The sequence below is a fragment of the Providencia sp. PROV040 genome, from assembly GCF_032706145.1.
Classification (GTDB): Bacteria; Pseudomonadota; Gammaproteobacteria; order Enterobacterales; family Enterobacteriaceae; genus Providencia; species Providencia hangzhouensis.
On the sequence record NZ_CP120530.1, the window covers coordinates 734,124 to 750,605 of the forward strand.

The 16,482-nt window shown below is 43.0% G+C and carries 13 protein-coding genes; 8 read left to right on the forward strand and 5 right to left on the reverse strand.

Going from position 1 to position 16,482, the window contains the following annotated elements; translation table 11 throughout:
* Window positions 1-31: 31 nt before the first annotated feature.
* From P3L40_RS03185 to P3L40_RS03195, 3 genes are all read right to left on the reverse strand, one after another.
* Window positions 32-2,785: a secretin and TonB N-terminal domain-containing protein gene (locus P3L40_RS03185; protein ID WP_196725254.1), complete on the reverse strand. Its 2,754-nt coding sequence runs from the start codon at window positions 2,783-2,785 to the stop codon at window positions 32-34.
* 117 nt (window positions 2,786-2,902) lie between these two features.
* Window positions 2,903-3,889, reverse strand: a complete 987-nt coding sequence (locus tag P3L40_RS03190) for a FecR family protein (RefSeq protein ID WP_196732373.1) — start codon at window positions 3,887-3,889, stop codon at window positions 2,903-2,905.
* Window positions 3,889-4,425: an RNA polymerase sigma factor gene (locus P3L40_RS03195; protein ID WP_004905714.1), complete on the reverse strand. Its 537-nt coding sequence runs from the start codon at window positions 4,423-4,425 to the stop codon at window positions 3,889-3,891. Before P3L40_RS03195 ends, P3L40_RS03190 begins: the two co-directional genes overlap by 1 nt.
* Before the next feature lie 179 nt (window positions 4,426-4,604).
* Here P3L40_RS03195 and P3L40_RS03200 point away from each other — a divergent pair, with 179 nt between their 5' ends.
* Window positions 4,605-5,387, forward strand: a complete 783-nt coding sequence (locus tag P3L40_RS03200) for an energy transducer TonB (protein WP_196732371.1) — start codon at window positions 4,605-4,607, stop codon at window positions 5,385-5,387.
* 26 nt (window positions 5,388-5,413) lie between these two features.
* On the opposite strand, the gene P3L40_RS03205 is transcribed toward P3L40_RS03200, so the two are convergent.
* Window positions 5,414-6,187 (reverse strand): AhpA/YtjB family protein, encoded by a 774-nt coding sequence (locus P3L40_RS03205; RefSeq protein ID WP_136134503.1) that lies wholly within the window; start codon window positions 6,185-6,187, stop codon window positions 5,414-5,416.
* 315 nt (window positions 6,188-6,502) lie between these two features.
* On the opposite strand from P3L40_RS03205, the gene serB reads away from it, so the two are divergent.
* From serB to nadR, 3 genes are all read left to right on the forward strand, one after another.
* Window positions 6,503-7,480: a phosphoserine phosphatase gene (serB, locus tag P3L40_RS03210; RefSeq protein WP_004914755.1), complete on the forward strand. Its 978-nt coding sequence runs from the start codon at window positions 6,503-6,505 to the stop codon at window positions 7,478-7,480.
* A 589-nt stretch (window positions 7,481-8,069) separates the two neighbouring features.
* The gene (gene radA / locus P3L40_RS03215) at window positions 8,070-9,455 is read left to right on the forward strand and encodes a DNA repair protein RadA (protein ID WP_004905704.1); all 1,386 of its coding nucleotides are present in this window, start codon (window positions 8,070-8,072) and stop codon (window positions 9,453-9,455) included.
* 29 nt (window positions 9,456-9,484) lie between these two features.
* Window positions 9,485-10,720 (forward strand): multifunctional transcriptional regulator/nicotinamide-nucleotide adenylyltransferase/ribosylnicotinamide kinase NadR, encoded by a 1,236-nt coding sequence (nadR, locus tag P3L40_RS03220; RefSeq protein WP_094962742.1) that lies wholly within the window; start codon window positions 9,485-9,487, stop codon window positions 10,718-10,720.
* Between the two features lie 188 nt (window positions 10,721-10,908).
* Here the strand turns inward: nadR and ettA are convergent, their stop codons facing one another.
* The gene (gene ettA, locus P3L40_RS03225) at window positions 10,909-12,576 is read right to left on the reverse strand and encodes an energy-dependent translational throttle protein EttA (protein ID WP_004914750.1); all 1,668 of its coding nucleotides are present in this window, start codon (window positions 12,574-12,576) and stop codon (window positions 10,909-10,911) included.
* 223 nt (window positions 12,577-12,799) lie between these two features.
* On the opposite strand from ettA, the gene P3L40_RS03230 reads away from it, so the two are divergent.
* From P3L40_RS03230 to trpR, 4 genes are all read left to right on the forward strand, one after another.
* Window positions 12,800-13,081 (forward strand): type II toxin-antitoxin system RelE/ParE family toxin, encoded by a 282-nt coding sequence (locus P3L40_RS03230; protein WP_004905698.1) that lies wholly within the window; start codon window positions 12,800-12,802, stop codon window positions 13,079-13,081.
* A gap of 14 nt (window positions 13,082-13,095) precedes the next feature.
* Window positions 13,096-13,401, forward strand: coding sequence for a HigA family addiction module antitoxin (locus P3L40_RS03235; RefSeq protein ID WP_112308145.1), 306 nt, complete (start codon window positions 13,096-13,098; stop codon window positions 13,399-13,401).
* Between the two features lie 297 nt (window positions 13,402-13,698).
* Window positions 13,699-15,612, forward strand: a complete 1,914-nt coding sequence (sltY, locus tag P3L40_RS03240; protein ID WP_036958563.1) for a murein transglycosylase — start codon at window positions 13,699-13,701, stop codon at window positions 15,610-15,612.
* Window positions 15,613-15,987: 375 nt separating this feature from the next.
* Complete coding sequence (trpR, locus tag P3L40_RS03245; protein WP_004905694.1) at window positions 15,988-16,305, forward strand: trp operon repressor; 318 nt, start codon at window positions 15,988-15,990, stop codon at window positions 16,303-16,305.
* Window positions 16,306-16,482: the final 177 nt, after the last annotated feature.

Consider the following 16,482-nt stretch of genomic DNA (forward strand, 5'->3'; position numbering starts at 1 on the left):
TAACGAGTTTTATTGCTCACATTGCTGGGAATTACAGGTCGTAATTAACTTGTAACCAGAACTGACGGCCCGGGTCGTAAGAGTTAATAACTCGGTTATCGAACATAAATCGGTCAGTAATGTTTTTATTATTCAATACGTTATTTACTTCTACAGAGAAACCGAAACCGTAGGCGAAATCAGGCTTCCAGCCTAGGCGAGTATCCCACGTATATTTACTAGCAAATTTTTGTTTGCTGTATTTACGAATTTGTCCCACTTCAGGATCGGTATAATAGTCATTGTCATAACGAACGGCTTGGTCACGAGCACCCCACCATTGCAGACGGTTATACCAAGTGACATCGTAATCATCCCAAACACTGGTTAGCTCTAAATTAAGTTTAATGGGGGAGTTGAAACTAGTAGATGGTAGCTTGGATGCATCGATCACTTTGCCGTCATACCAAACTTTGTTGAGGTTAACTTTATTGGCTGGGTCGAATGAATTATAGCCTGAATCTTTTGGCGTATTACTTTCACTTTGCTGCCAAGTAAAGGAGGCATTCATCACGTGAGAGGCTTGTGCCCATTCCCACGGTTGACTATTTTTTACGGATAATGTCACTGTATCGTGAGAACTACGACCACCATTATCATACATACGAATGCTACGTTTATTGGCATCCGTTGAATTGTATTTAGTACGAGTTCTGACTTCGTCATAACCTTCACGGTGTACATATTGTAGACGCCATGTGGTTGACATTACTTCTTGTTGTAAGGCAAGCGTTAACTCATCGTTATAGGGGGTTTTAAGTGAATCAACACCCTCATAATCACGTTCATCAGTCCATTCATTGGTGTTAGGATCAATTCCACAGAACATATAACAGTTTTGCATTCCTGCATTTTGAGCACCATACAACGCATAGGTAAGCATTGAGCGGCCGTAGTAGCGGTTAGCCCCTGCAATTAGTAAGGTTTCATTATTACCAAAAACATCATAAGTCCCAGTGATACGAGGGGCGATATTGGTACGATTAACGAAATCATCACGGTCAAGGCGAATCCCTGGGCGTAGGTTTAATTTGCCATACTGTAAATTGTCATCTAAAAAAATTGCATAGCTGGTGTAATCAGCCGAGTGTGTACCAGATTGGAAGCGAGTGATATGATCGGCGGAACCAATCCATTGAATATTGTCTGCTGTGCCGATGAAACGATAGCGATAGTAATCTTTATCGCGCTTATAAGTCCCCTTGGTATAAGAAACCTCAGAACCTAATGTGGGTTGGTGTGTAATACCGAAACCATCTTCCATTGGGTTGAAACGCATTATGGCTTTAGCAGTATGAATATTTTGTTTTGTTGTTAAGTCACCTTGCCCGCCACTACGCAGTGATTGAGGATTTTTCCAATCGCTGTAGTCTAGAAGTTCAACATAATCTTGTTGGTCGTTTTTTCTATCATCTTCTAATGTTTGGGTGCTGGCAGTTAGCTCTAATTTACCGATGTCATAATCATGTTTGAATACACCCGTAAATCCAAGTCCATCATGGGTACTGTCATAGCCTGAATTTAAGACAGAGCTAGCAAATAAATAACTGTTATATTTAGCATAATTGATAGATAGATCTAATGAGCTATGCGGCGATAAATCCGCTGAATATTTTAGGAAAAAATTATCCGAATCTCTTTTTTGTTTACGAGTTCCTTCAGGCGAATAAATCTCTTCCAATTCCCCTGAACTATTCAATGTAACGCCTGTTCCTCCGGTCGCTGTCATCGGAATAGTCGAACTACGACGTGAAGCGGAGAAAACTAATCCTGAATTTTCACTCACTCCTAATTCAAACCAGCCACCAAAGTCATTTTTATCATAGCGGTTTTGGAAACGAGCAGGATTTGCCGTATCATTCTTAGTCGTATCAATCCCTTGCGATGAATCGTGAAACAAATTATTCCAACCAGAGCGGGTTAAGCGGTAATAGGCGTGAGCACTATTTTCCCCTTGCCAGCGGCGGCTGTTCACCTCAACGGTGCCCCCTGTAAATCCACCAAATTCGACAGGAATGTTATTGTCATACACTGTCATGCTGTCGATCAGACGGCTATCGATGTAGATCCCTTGGTCGCTACTGCTCAGACGGGTCGCTGTTTCACCGAGACCACTGTCTGCGGGGTCAAAATCATTATTAAAACTAACACCATCAAGGCGATAAGCATTTTGATAGCTGCTTGAACCGTGGATTGAGATGCGGGAAGGCTTGATTTCCCCTTGGTTCATCGAGTTACTGTCATTGTTAGCAAATTGGACAGCAGGGTTAGTTTTCATTAAATCGGTGATATTGCCATCACCGGTATTTTTCTGGCTAATCTCTTCAGACGTCACATATTGCGGTGCTGACATAACATCTGTTGCGGGGTGATTCTGAACAACGCCAGAGACTTGAGTTTCCGGTAATACCAATGTGCCTTGGCTTAAATTTTGCTGACGAATAACGAAAACACCATTTTCATTGACTAACTCTAAGCCGCTACCGATGAGTATTTTTTGTAATGCGGTTTGAGCGGAGTAGTTACCAGACAAGGCAGGTGCTCGTAAGCCATTTAACTGACCTTTATCATAAATCAATTGAATTTGGCCTTGGCGGCTAATTTCAGCCACTGAGGTCGCCAGTGATTGTTCTGGTAGTGAAAATGCGAGTTCTTGTGCTGATGCAGACTGACAAACAATGGCGCTACTCACCGCAATAGCAAGGGCGAGCGGCCTTAATCGGCTTTGAGTAAACTGAATAGACATGGTTATCCCTTATTCTTAAGCTGCACAAAAAGTGTGCGAAAATAGGTCAGCAAAATGATGACTAGTTAAGAAGAGGGTGAAATGAGAATTATCCTCACCTGCAAATGAAAATATTTTTTATTTATTTTTTTTATTTTGAATAATCAATACGTTATTTTTATCTCGATAGACGACTTGTACCGGAAGTAATGAAGGAAGGGCTTGAAAAAACTGTTCTGGCTGATGGGTATTGATGCGACCTGAGATTTTACTCTTCGCTAATTGAGCGGGAGAAAGCTCGATATTTATCGATGAATAGTTTTTAAGTTCATCGAGGACTTCTGAAAGTGGTTTATCGACAAAAATTAATTCACCAAAACGCCAACGAGCCACATCTAGCGGGTTGATGTGTTGGCGAGCGATTGGGCTGTTCGGCGATTGACTGACTGCACTGTCACCAGCAAGTAGGAAAACGGGTTGTTTGCTTGCGGCATCTTCAAAGCTGACAATGCCTTGGCTGACATTCACAGCAACTTGCTGAGCCACTTTGTTAACTTCAAATTCGGTTCCTACCACTTGAATACGCCGGTTATCAGCTTGAATTATAAAAGGCCGATAGGGGTTGGATTTGACTTTAAAATAAACATTTCCCTGTTCCAGATACAGGTTACGTACTGGAGTTTCATAGGCAACATGAATCCGGGTATTGCGGTTAAGAAACAGCTGGGAACCATCAGGTAAAGTAACTTCTTTAGGCGTATCCGTTGCCACTAAGGTCATATTATTGAGCAACATCGAAGGTAAGTGGCTGTATGGCAAAAACAAAATAGCCGCAATAAAAAATGCTGCTAAGGTATTGCCCAAAGGGCGCCATAAGCGAAAAAAAGGGCGTTTTCCCTTGGGAAGTATTGTGCTAGCAGGGCGCGGCATGTGATCAAAATCGCGCCATAGTCCAGCAATGGCATCATACGCTTTTGCATGTTCAGGTGATGCAGCAATCCATTGTTTGAATTGCTCTGTTTCAAGGGCGCTGATACGTTGGCTGTGCATGCGGGTAAACCACAGCGCGGCTTCTTCATCAATGCGGCTTTCATCATCTGATGTTTGCAAAGAGTCGTGTGTCATTACGAATTATTGCCCTGATTATCAAGGTGTTTTTTACAGTGAACAAGCGCCGCCGCAATATGTTTTTCCACCATACTGATTGAAATTTCCATTCGTTCAGCAATCTCACTTTGAGATAAGCCATCAAAACGATACAGCAAAAATGCTTCTCGTCGACGGGGTGGTAACGTTTCAAGCGCTTCGCTTAGCCGTTGGATGCGTTGCTGATGTTCCAAGATTTCACTGGGATCAACTTGGCTTTGTTCAAAATGCGGTTCATGAGTAACATCATCAATGGATGTTTCTGATTTAGTTTGGCGCTGGTTACGTCGCCAATGGTCAATCAAAACATGATTCGCAATTTTAAACAGATAAGCGCGGCTCTCTTTTACAGGCGTTTGTTCTTTACGGTTTAGCCATAGTGTAAACACATCCTGTGATAAATCATCAGCATCATTGCTGTTATCTAGCCGATTGCGGAAAAAGCGCACAAGTTGGCTATATGTTGACTGATACGCACCGCTAATTTTACGGGCAAGAGATTTATCAATAGTCATTTTACTGGTGTTAATGTCATAAAAGAGCACAATTGTGCTGATTAATAATCTGCTCAGATTACTTTATTATTTAAATCAATAAGTTGTTTTAATAATTATGTTTTTACTAATAATAATGAATATCATTTTTGTTTGTATTATGCCTATAATCTGCAAAAAATAAAGTCGTGAGGCAGAATATGAGCAGTATGACGGGCCAGTTAGAGCGCCCGATTTTCCGTCCACTAGGCGGTTTGGTTTTAAGTTGTCTTTTCCATGGAACACTGGCAATCATTTTTATCGGCTGGTTTACTTCTTCAATTCCGAAGACCGGAGTGCTACCACCAGCAATTTCGTTGCAGCTGGGTGTTTATCAGCTTGAACAACAGGCAGAGCCTGAAATTAATCATGCCCCTAAACAACACATGACGACGCGTGAAGAGTCATTGCCTGAAGTGGTTGAAAAGGTAGATAAATTGCCTGAAACTGCGATCGTTGATAATGGCACATTGACGAAAGTTAGTGAGAAAAAACGACCACCAAAAAAGAAAATTCCACAAGAGAAAAAAGTGATCGACGAAGCCCCTGTAACTACGCAGGAGTCGACGGTGACTTCTGCCCCTGCATCAGGGAGTGAATCCAGTAGCAGTGCGAATTTCTCCAGTAATGCATCCGCGGCAGTGAGTGGGCTCCAAGGCTGGCAAAGTGAGGTTCATCAGCGTATAGCCAAGACCAAACGCTATCCACGTGCAGCACTGCGTTACCGCTCAACTGGGGTCTCTCATATAAAAGTGGTTTTGGATAGCCGGGGTGAAGTGATTGCCGCCAGCTTATTGAATTCATCCGGTACGAAAATATTGGATAAAGAAGCGTTGGCGACAATTTCACGTGCTGCGCCTTTTCCTACCCCGCCAGAAACATTGTTGGTAGATGGCCGGGTCGAGTTTATTGCGCCAATCGTGTTCGATACAACGTCTATTTAAATTTAACTAAATAGCCCTTTTTAGGGCTATTTATCAGGTGAATTTGGTCTGTTTTTTGGGGTCGGTCGTTTAGGGCGATAAGGACGAGGTTCTTTTTTTCGTTTTAAACGCGCTGGCTTAGCGGTTGGTGTTCCTTTGCTCTCTTGCTTGCTATCTTCATTACTGTCGTCATCTCCATTATCATCTTGATTTTCCTCTGTATTAACGACGAGCGGAGGGGCTTGTTTGTGGCCTTTCTTTTTCTTTAAACGCAGTAATGTATTTGCTAAAACGAAGCCAATACATAAGGCAAGTAGAATAAAAATTCGTAATACATTGGTGCTGTTATCCGCTTGTTGAATTTCAGCGGCTAGGAGCTCCGTATCAATGGTTAAACGCAAATAGCCTTTTGGCTCTTTTGTGCCTTGGATGGGAACGACAAGCTGGTATTGAAAGTTTTGTAGTGAGGAGTTGTCATCGATGGCCAGCCGTTCTTTCACCGTTGTCGGCTCACCGACTTGAGTGACCAGTGTGCCACTGGCAGTATAGATACTGGCATCTAAAATATACCTATCTTTCACCACGTTATTTAAATTGGCATTAATTCGCTCTAAATTAAAATCTTTACTGCCGGGAACAATATAATCAGATAAGCTGAAAGCAACTTGCTCAGCAAGAACATAAGTCAATTGTTTAAATTGCTCAATTCTGCCTTGGTTTTGGCTATTTCCTAAATAAGAAATACCATGCATAAGTAAAGTTACCAACGCAACGCAGATAACGATAATGACTGTTTTGTGGAGCCTAAAGGTAAGTTTCATTGCTTTATTGGTGCTCTCGACTTATTTTGAGTATAAAGATGCCGTTATACTTTAGCTAATATGGGGTTATCTTCAGTTTTAACAGTAAATACATAAGGTCACAAAGCCTTAAAATTTAGTATAGTGGCTTCGTTCGGCTGCTCGCAACTTATCATTATAAAAAAGTTACACTCTAAATAATTCGAGTTGTATGTAGGTGACAAACGAAGATAGTCCGATGAGCATACATAAGTATGTGATTCGGCTAGCTGAGCGTAGTCAACAACCAGACAACTTGAAGTATGACGAGTATATCGATTACAGGAGCTAATTTTCATGTCAACGAGCTTGACCTATTGTTATCTACCCGACGAAATCCAAAAATGGCCAGGGTTGCCATTGTCATTAAGTGGTGAAGAAGTGATGCCATTGGATTATCGTGCTGGGGACAGTGGGTGGTTATTATATGGCCGCGGCTTAGATAAAGCGCGTATCAGTAATTTCCAACAGCGATTAGGGATCGCTATCGTAATTGTCTCTTCGTGGCGTATTGATGACTACCAAGTGGTCAGAATCGCTGGGAGTATTACACCTCGAATTAAAAAACTCGCTGACGAATGTTTATTAGATGTCGTGCCATTAGGGCAAATTCCACGTTTGCGTTCACCGGGCCTATTACTGATGGATATGGACTCGACAGCGATTCAAATTGAATGTATCGATGAAATTGCTCGCTTAGCAGGGGTAGGGGAGCAGGTTGCTGAAGTGACCGAGCGAGCCATGCTAGGGGAACTCGATTTTACGGAAAGTTTACGAGCACGCGTTAGCTTACTTGAAGGTGCCGACGCCGCTATTCTTGACCAAGTGATGGAAACATTGCCTTTAATGCCGGGCTTAACGAACCTTGTGCGTAAGTTACAAGCGATGAATTGGCACATTGCGATAGCATCCGGTGGTTTTACTTTCTTTGCTAATAACTTGCAACAGCGATTGAAACTTGTGGCGGCGGTTGCTAATCAACTTGAAGTCAAAAATGGTAAGTTAACAGGCAAAGTCAAAGGCCCAATTGTAGATGCTAAATATAAAGCGCAAACCTTGGTTAAATTGGCTGAAAAACTGGAAATTCCCATTGAGCAAACTGTTGCCATTGGTGACGGGGCAAATGACCTGAAAATGATCCGTAAAGCAGGGCTGGGTATTGCGTATCATGCGAAACCAAAGGTGTATGCAAGGGCGAAGGTTGCGATTCGTCATGCAGATCTGATGGGGGTGATGTGTGTGTTGAGTGGGGGCCTCAAACACGAAGAACGCTAAATATTCTTCATATTTCGTGCTGTGGCGGTGTTGGCTGCACTCGGCTGCTTGGGTCACATACTGGTGTATGCTCCCCAAGACATCCTCTTTTGCCGCCTAGCCACAACCCGAACTATTTTGAATATTGATATCGATATTTTATGGTTTGTGCTGTGGCGGTGTTGGCTGCACTCGGCTGCTTGGGTCACATACTGGTGTATGCTCCCCAAGACATCCTCTTTTGCCGCCTAGCCACAACCCGAACTATTTTGAATATTGATATTGATATTTTATGGTTTGTGCTGTGGCGGTGTTGGCTGCACTCGGCTGCTTGGGTCACATACTGGTGTATGCTCCCCAAGACATCCTCTTTTGCCGCCTAGCCACAACCCGAACTATTTTGAATATTGATATCGATATTTTATGGTTTGTGCTGTGGCGGTGTTGGCTGCACTCGGCTGCTTGGGTCACATACTTGTGTATGCTCCCCAAGACATCCTCCTTTGCCGCCTAGCCACAACGTGAACTATCTAGAGTATTACGGCTAAAGTGTTATGGATAATAAGAACTAAGAACTAAGAACAAAATTGAATTTTATGAGGGGTTTGCTGTGGCGAAAGGGGTTAAAAGGGCATTTGTCTGTAATGATTGCGGGGCGGATTATCCGCGTTGGCAAGGGCAGTGTAGTGCTTGTCATGCATGGAATACCATTACAGAAGTGCGTCTGGCCTCTGCAAGCTCTTCATCGCGTAATGACCGCTTAACGGGGTATGCAGGGAATGCGGCTGGGGTAAGTAAGGTTCAGAAGCTGTCTGAAATTAGCCTTGAAGAACTTCCTCGTTTTACTACAGGGTTTAAAGAGTTTGACCGCGTACTTGGCGGGGGAGTCGTACCGGGCAGTGCTATCCTAATTGGAGGTAACCCGGGAGCGGGTAAGAGTACCTTATTACTGCAAACTATGTGTTTGTTGTCCCGTGAAATGAAAACCTTATATGTGACAGGGGAAGAGTCACTTCAACAAGTTGCGATGCGAGCGCACCGTTTAGGGCTACCGACTGACTCACTCAATATGCTGTCAGAAACCAGTATTGAGCAAATTTGTTTAACAGCGGAGCAAGAACAGCCCAAACTGATGGTGATTGACTCCATCCAAGTGATGCATATGGCAGATATTCAATCCTCTCCGGGCAGTGTGGCACAAGTCAGGGAAACCGCGGCTTATCTTACCCGTTTTGCGAAAACCCGTGGCGTTGCCATTATTATGGTTGGTCACGTCACTAAAGATGGCTCATTAGCAGGACCTAAAGTCCTCGAACACTGTATTGACTGTTCTATCATGCTAGATGGTGATGCGGATAACCGCTTTCGTACCTTACGTAGCCATAAAAACCGCTTTGGGGCAGTCAATGAGTTAGGCGTATTTGCCATGACAGAACAAGGGCTTAAAGAGGTCAGTAATCCTTCTGCAATTTTCCTAAGTCGTGGTGACGAAATTACCTCGGGTAGCTCCGTGATGGTAGTATGGGAAGGGACAAGACCGCTGCTGGTGGAGATACAAGCGCTAGTAGACCATTCGATGATGTCTAACCCACGGCGTGTTGCGGTCGGGCTTGAACAAAACCGTTTGGCCATTTTATTGGCAGTATTACACCGTCATGGTGGCTTGCAAATGTCAGATCAAGACGTTTTTGTCAACGTCGTGGGTGGGGTAAAAGTAACTGAAACCAGTGCGGATTTAGCACTATTACTTTCTTTGGTTTCGAGTTTTCGCGACCGCCCATTACCTAGAGATCTGGTGGTCTTTGGTGAGGTGGGGCTTGCAGGGGAAATTCGTCCAGTTCCAAGTGGTCAGGAACGTATCTCTGAAGCAGCAAAACATGGTTTTAAGCGTGCTATTGTGCCCCATGCGAATATGCCAAAGAAATCACCGCCAGATATGAAAGTGTATGGCGTGAAAAAGTTAGCGGACGCATTAAGTATTTTGGATGAACTATAAGCTTTTAATCTAGGGTAAAAGGAAAATACATGGCTGAATTTGACTATCTTAAAAACGCAATCAAACGAGCGGGTTACACGCTCCAGCAAGTTGCGGATGCGACAGATATGACCAAAGGCTATCTCAGCCAGTTGATTAACGACAAAATTAAAAGCCCCAGCGCACAAAAAATCGCGGCATTGCATCGTTTTTTAGGCCTTGAATACCCTATTCAGCAAAAAACGATTGGCGTGGTGTTTGGCAAATTTTATCCATTACATACTGGGCATATTTATTTGATTCAACGGGCATGTAGCCAAGTCGATGAGCTCCACGTCATTCTCTGCCATGATGAACCCCGTGATAAGGACTTGTTTGTTAACAGTTCTATGTCTCAACAACCCACAGTAAGCGACCGTTTACGCTGGTTATTACAAACTTTTAAATATCAAAAGAATATTCATATTCACTCATTTGATGAAAATGGCATAGAGCCATATCCACACGGTTGGGAAGTGTGGAGTGATGGAATGAAAGGCTTTTTGAAAAAGCATAATATTAATCCAAGTTTTATCTATTCAGGGGAAGTGAATGACGTGCCGCGGTATAAAAAATACTTAGGTATCGAAACCATCTTGATTGACCCTGAGCGCACGTTTATGAATATTAGCGGTAACCAAATTCGTCAGGCGCCGTTTCGTTATTGGGAATATATTCCAACAGAAGTGAAACCCTTCTTTGTGCGTAAAGTCGCCATTCTTGGTGGTGAGTCAAGTGGTAAATCGACGTTAGTCAATAAGTTAGCCAATATTTTCAATACATCCAGTGCATGGGAATATGGCCGTGACTATGTGTTTAGCCACTTAGGTGGTGATGAGATGGCATTGCAATATTCTGACTACGACAAAATCGCCTTGGGACACGCTCAATATATTGATTTTGCAGTAAAATATGCTAATAAAGTCGCATTTATTGATACCGACTTTGTCACGACTCAAGCTTTTTGTTTGCGCTATGAAGGCAAAGAGCACCCATTTGTTCAGGCATTGATAGACGAATACCGATTCGATTTAGTCATAGTTTTAGAGAATAACACTCCTTGGGTCGCTGATGGTTTAAGAAGCTTGGGGAGTGATAAAGACCGGAAAGCGTTCCAAGGCTTACTCATTGAAATGCTTAAGAAAAACAATATTGAATTTGTGCGTGTAGAATCTTCAGATTATGACACACGCTTCTTGGAGTGCGTCACCCTTGTTCAGCAGTTACTGATGTTGGATGACTTATAAAGCCTCACAATAAAAAACGGCATCTAATGACGATGCCGTTTTGATTCTATCTATATGATATCGATCCCTTAAATAATTTGAATTATAGGTAGGCGGCAAGAGAGTGAGTCCCTAGGAGCATACACCAGTATGTGACTAGGGCTCACGAAAGCAGCCAACACCGCTATAATTCTAAATTATGACAGGGATTATTTGGTCATACGCTTATACTTCATACGATGTGGCTGCAACGCTTCCGCGCCTAACGTCCGTTTTTTGTAATCTTCATATTCAGAGAAGTTACCTTCGAAGAACGTAATATTACCTTCGTCTTGGTAATCAATAATATGGGTTGCAATACGGTCAAGGAACCAACGGTCATGGGAAATAACCATAGCACAGCCAGGGAACTCTAACAGGGCGTTTTCCAGCGCACGTAAAGTTTCAACGTCGAGGTCGTTGGTTGGTTCATCGAGTAACAGGACGTTACCGCCCACTTGCAGTAATTTGGCTAAGTGTAAACGGCCACGTTCACCACCAGATAACTCACCAACACGTTTACCTTGGTCAACGCCTTTAAAGTTAAAGCGACCCACATAAGCGCGACTTGGAATTTCAAAGTTACCAATACGCATGATGTCTTGGCCGTTAGAAATTTCTTCCCAGACAGTTTTGCTGTCGTCCATCGCATCTCGGAACTGGTCAACAGAGGCAATTTTCACGGTATCACCTAACGTGATTGAGCCAGAGTCCGGTTGCTCTTGGCCCGATATCATACGGAACAGAGTGGATTTACCCGCACCGTTAGGGCCGATAATTCCCACAATTGCCCCTTTCGGGATTGAGAAATTCAGGTTATCAATCAGAACGCGATCACCATAAGATTTACTTAGGTTTTCAACCTCGATAACTTTATCCCCTAAACGCGGCCCAGGTGGAATAAATAGCTCGCTGGTTTCATTACGTTTTTGATATTCAACGCTATTGAGCTCTTCAAAGCGAGCCAAACGCGCCTTACCTTTAGCCTGACGGCCTTTTGGATTTTGGCGGATCCACTCAAGCTCTTTCTCGATAGATTTACGACGAGCGGCTTCTGTGGAGGCTTCTTGCGCCAAACGTTCATCTTTTTGCTCAAGCCAAGAAGAGTAGTTACCTTCCCAAGGAATACCTTCACCACGGTCAAGTTCGAGGATCCAACCCGCGACGTTATCTAAGAAGTAACGGTCATGCGTGATAGCCACAACAGTACCTTCGTAGTCGTGTAAGAAACGCTCTAACCAGGCAACAGACTCGGCATCCAAGTGGTTGGTTGGCTCATCGAGCAGCAACATATCGGGTTTTTCGAGTAGTAAGCGGCAAATGGCGACACGACGACGTTCACCCCCAGAAAGGTTTTCAATTTTAGCATCCCAAGCTGGCAGGCGCAGTGCATCCGCAGCTCGCTCTAATTGGTTGTCTAAATTATGACCATCTTGTGCGGAGATAATGGCTTCTAACTCGCCTTGCTCTTTCGCGAGTTTATCGAAATCTGCCCCTTCTTCCGCGTAAGCTGCATAAACTTCGTCTAAGCGTGTTAATGCATTTTTCACTTCGCTAACCGCTTCTTCAACAGCTTCGCGTACGGTGTGCTCAAGGTTTAGCTTCGGTTCTTGCGGAAGATAGCCGATTTTCAGACCCGGTTGTGGACGTGCTTCACCTTCGATATCGGTATCAATACCCGCCATAATACGCAGTAACGTTGATTTACCGGCACCGTTAAGACCTAAAACACCGATCTTAGCCCCCGGAAAGAAGCTCAGAGAGATATTTTTTAAAATATGACGTTTCGGTGGAACAATTTTTCCAACCCGATACATACTGTAGACGTATTGAGCCAATTTATTTACCTTTTGATTTGTAAAGGGAATTTTAGTTTTTTAGTCTATTTTTGCTTTAACAAGCTTAGGCTGAAAAGCATTTAATAAACAGCTATATAATTTTCTAGAACTATACCTGAACATCAGAAGATCATCCATCCCTCTCAGTGATACAAGCTTGATGACTTTCTATTATCAATTTGTAGGTGTATAGTATGTCTATACGCTATACAAGGAGTTGGCCATGATAAAAAGTTTTAAACATAAAGGAATTGAACACTTTTTTAAAATGGGCATTACGTCTGGTATTCAATCGAAGCACATAACAAAGTTACGGGTACAACTGACTGCGCTCAATGTTGCTAAAAAACCACAAGATATGTCTGCACCAAGTTGGAATCTCCATCAATTAAAACGGGGAGATTTGCAGCATCATTGGGCAATATCAGTGAATGGAAACTGGCGACTCACATTTAAATTTGAGGGTGAAGATGCCATTCTCGTTGATTATCAAGATTATCATTAAGTAAGGTGAACATAATGAGCAAAATGCATAATCCAGTACATCCGGGTATCGTTTTACGTGAATATTTAGAGGGTATTTCAGTCACTGAAGCTGCAAAAGCATTGGAGGTAACACGTACAACTCTCTCGCGTATTCTCAACGGTAATAGCGGTATTTCGGCAGATATGGCGATACGATTAGAAATGGCACTCGGAACCAGTGCTGAAATGTGGGTTGAGATGCAAGCCCAGTATGAACTTTGGCAAGCTTCTTTGGAAAAACGCCCCGCCATTAAACCTTTATTTCCGCGGAGGGAAGGTTGTAAGTCATTCATGGACTGAATGGTACGTAAAAGACTGTAAAGTCGAAAAATTCAAGAACTCTCTGCTGTTACTAAATAAAAACTTTCGGTAGCATTAACATTATTGATATATGTTTAATATACCTATAATCCTTCAAGTCGCAGCGCTTTTCGTTGAGGTATAAGTGACTACGCTCAGCTAGCCGAGTCGCATAGTTTATCTATGCCCCTGTCTATCTTCGCTTGTCGCTTGCCTGCAACTCGAATTATTTGGGGTATATATAGGTTAAGGTCTTTCCTGTATTTTGACTTTAGTTTAGCGATGGAGCGAGTGAATATGAAAGGTTGGTTAGCGGCAGTACCTGTGACAATGTTGCTGGTTTCCAGCGCAGTATGGGCGGATTCCTTACAGGCACAACGGGAGCGTTATCAGGCAATTAAGGTTGCATGGGATGCCAATAAAATGGATGAAGTCGAGCGCTTGCTGCCGACCTTGCATGATTATCCACTTTACCCTTATCTCGCTTATCGTGAGTTAACTCAAGACTTAGATATTATCTCGCCACGACAAGTTCAGGAGTTTATTAATACCTACCCAACCTTGCCTGTCGCTAAAAATCTCAAAACACGCTTTGTCAACGAACTAGCTCGCCGCCAAGAGTGGAAATCGCTGCTTGAATTTAGCCCTGAGGCGCCAAAACCTGCCGAAGCCCAATGTAATTTTTATTTTGCTAATTGGGCTGTGGGAAATAAACAAGTTGCTTGGCAAGGGGCAGAAAAAGCTTGGTTAAATGGCCGTTCAATGCCGAGTGCTTGTGATAAATTATTTAACGAATGGGAAAAAGCGGGTTATTTAACCCCTGAGATGACCCTTGAACGTATTAATTTAGCCATAAAAGAGGGCAATACATCGATTGCTAGTTATTTAGCAAAACGCTTACCAACCAGTTATAAAACGATTGGTGATGCGCTAGTGAAATTACAAAATGACCCTGCTTCAGTCGTGACATTCGCTAAAACGATGACGCCAACGGATTTTACTCGCCAAGCCACCATCGCGGCCTTTAGCCGTTATGCGCGCCAATCTCCTGATGCGGCTCGTACAGTACTTAATAGCATAAGTTCTGCACAAAAAATGAATATGGCAGAAAAGCAGTTACTTAAAGACAGTATTGCTTGGCAATATATGGGTGATGTGACCCCTGAACAGGCCCAATGGCGTGATGAGACCATTCAAGAAAGTAATTCATCGTCATTGAAAGAGCGTCGTGTTCGTTTAGCGTTGGGAGCTGGTGATAAAACCGGTGTCGCGTCATGGTTAAAACGCTTGCCAGCGGAAGTTAAAAATAAAGAAGAGTGGCAATATTGGCAGGCTATCACGCTAATTGAAGCAGGAAAAAAAGCGGAAGGAGAGGCATTACTTCGCCAATTAACGGAAAAGCGTGGCTTCTACCCAATGGTCGCAGCACAAGTCTTAGAAATTGATTACCCTGTATATGTTAAATCGGCCGTTAAGCCAGACTCAAGCATTAATAAACTCCCAGAAGTTCAGCGGGTTAGAGAGTTAATGTATTGGGAACTAGACAACCTCGCTCGTTCTGAATGGGTGAGTTTAGTGGCATCGCTGCCAGCAAACCAGCAAGAGCAATTGGCTCGTTATGCGTTTGATAATAAATGGGCTGACCTCAGTGTTCAAGCGACTATCACAGCTAAACTTTGGGATCACCTAGAAGAACGTTTCCCATTAGCATGGGATAAAGAATTCAATTTATATACCAAGTCGAAAGATATTCAAAAAAGCTATGCAATGGCCATTGCTCGCCAAGAAAGTGCATGGAACCCACAAGCTCGCTCGCCCGTTGGTGCGACAGGTTTGATGCAGTTGATGCCAGCGACAGCAAAACATACCGCACAAAAGCAAGGTATTAATTATGTGAATGCGAGCCAGTTGACCAATCCTACGACCAATATTGAACTAGGGACGGCGTATCTGGAAGATGTTTATCAGCAATTTGGTAATAACCGTATTTTAGCCAGTGCGGCTTATAATGCAGGCCCATCCCGTGTGACTCGTTGGTTAGGTAACAGTGGTGGGCGTATTGATGCAGTCGCATTTGTTGAAAGCATCCCGTTCTCAGAAACCCGCGGTTATGTGAAAAATGTTCTATCGTATGATTTATTTTATCGACATTTTATGGGGCAGAAGAATAGTAAGGTGTTGCTTTCGAATGAATGGAATATGAAATACTAAAAATACTCTTCATATTTCGAATTGTAGGGGTGTTGGCTACGTTTGCTAACCCTAGTCACATACTTGTGTATGCTCCTAGGGCTTAGCATCACTTGCCGCCTACCTACAATCCGAACTATTTTGAGTATTCATATTTTTATATTTCGATTTATAGGGGCTTCGTATGTTAGCTTTAGTTGCATACAGGTGTATGCTCCCCGAGCTATCCTCGCTGGTCGCCTAGTCACAACTCAAACTATTTAGCGTATTAACGCAGTAACTAAATGAAATTTGGTTATTTTTTGTATTGTTGAAGCTTGAAAAGCGTTTGGTTGATGATTTCTAATAAGAGTGTGTTATTATTTGTACTAGTTAAATAGTATGGGTGGATAAACGATGACAGCAAATCAACAACATGACCCGGCGCTGACTGCCGATGAGAACGCTGACTGGCTGCGCTTTGTGAATTTATTACAATTGGCATTTGAACAAGATATTCATCTGCCAGTTCTTCAGTTATTACTCACGCCAGATGAGCGTACAGCGTTAGCGACTCGCGTTAAAATTGTACAAGAACTGATGCGCGGTGAAATGAGCCAAAGAGAACTGAAAAATGAGCTAGGAGTGGGAATAGCAACTATTACTCGGGGTTCGAATAGCTTAAAGTCAGCTCCTATTTCTGTGAAGGAGTGGTTAGAGCAGCAACTTCTCTAAAATATGCGTCATATTTTGCGCTGTGGCGTTGTTGGCTGCATTCGGTTACCCGAATCACATACTTGTGTATGCTCATCGGGATAACCTCACTTGCCGCCTAGCCACAACCCAAACTATTTAGCGTATTGGTATTTATTGTATTTCAAATTGTAGGGGTGTTGGCTTCACTCATTTGCC

Excerpts from the sequence above, each read along its gene's own strand:
- P3L40_RS03200 (WP_196732371.1), top strand. The coding sequence starts at position 4,605 with ATGAGCAGTATGACGGGCCAGTTAGAGCGCCCGATTTTCCGTCCACTA.
- P3L40_RS03185 (WP_196725254.1), bottom strand. The coding sequence starts at position 2,785 with ATGTCTATTCAGTTTACTCAAAGCCGATTAAGGCCGCTCGCCCTTGCT.
- serB (WP_004914755.1), top strand. The coding sequence starts at position 6,503 with ATGTCAACGAGCTTGACCTATTGTTATCTACCCGACGAAATCCAAAAA.
- P3L40_RS03235 (WP_112308145.1), top strand. The coding sequence starts at position 13,096 with ATGAGCAAAATGCATAATCCAGTACATCCGGGTATCGTTTTACGTGAA.
- P3L40_RS03230 (WP_004905698.1), top strand. The coding sequence starts at position 12,800 with ATGATAAAAAGTTTTAAACATAAAGGAATTGAACACTTTTTTAAAATG.
- sltY (WP_036958563.1), top strand. The coding sequence starts at position 13,699 with ATGAAAGGTTGGTTAGCGGCAGTACCTGTGACAATGTTGCTGGTTTCC.
- P3L40_RS03190 (WP_196732373.1), bottom strand. The coding sequence starts at position 3,889 with ATGACACACGACTCTTTGCAAACATCAGATGATGAAAGCCGCATTGAT.
- P3L40_RS03195 (WP_004905714.1), bottom strand. The coding sequence starts at position 4,425 with ATGACTATTGATAAATCTCTTGCCCGTAAAATTAGCGGTGCGTATCAG.
- nadR (WP_094962742.1), top strand. The coding sequence starts at position 9,485 with ATGGCTGAATTTGACTATCTTAAAAACGCAATCAAACGAGCGGGTTAC.
- P3L40_RS03205 (WP_136134503.1), bottom strand. The coding sequence starts at position 6,187 with ATGAAACTTACCTTTAGGCTCCACAAAACAGTCATTATCGTTATCTGC.
- trpR (WP_004905694.1), top strand. The coding sequence starts at position 15,988 with ATGACAGCAAATCAACAACATGACCCGGCGCTGACTGCCGATGAGAAC.